General features: G+C 62.6%; 1 protein-coding gene. It reads right to left on the reverse strand.

The features are described 5' to 3' along the window. Positions 1 to 502: MFS transporter (locus AC1DU6_RS35780; RefSeq protein ID WP_477863388.1), on the reverse strand; the 502-nt coding region annotated here is incomplete at its 3' end. Positions 503 to 522 lie beyond the last annotated feature (20 nt).

A 522-nucleotide genomic window follows, 5' to 3' on the forward strand; every position in this document is an offset into this window, starting at 1 on the left:
TCAACAGCTTTGCGCTCGCAAACCCCAGCACAAACACCGCCGCCGCGCTGATCAGCAGCGTCGGCATCTTGCCGGCATGGGCGAGACCGAAGCCGTAGGCGATCGGGCCGACCGATTGGCCCATGAAGAAGCAGAAGGCGTGCAGCGACATGGCGCTGGCGCGGGCTTCCTGCGAGAGCTCTGTCGAGAATATCTGCAGCGAGCCGTGCAGCATGTAAAAGCCCCAGCCCATCAGCAGCAGGCTCAGTGCCTGGATCTGCCAGTTGGGGCTGAAGGCAGTCGCGGCAAGCTGGATCGCAATCACGATGCCGCCATAGATCATCATGCCGTTGATGCCGAGCCGCGCCAGCATGCGCGACACGGTCGCTGTGTAGAACAGGCCACCGACGGCGAAACAGGCGAGCACGAGACCGGCGATGGAGAGGCTGGTCACGCCGCGGTCGAACAGGAATGACGAAATATAGGGAAACAGGCCGAGGATGCAGCAGCCCTCGACGAACACGGCGCTATAGACGATCAGCG

It is taken from the genome of Roseateles sp. P5_B10 (assembly GCF_056400485.1).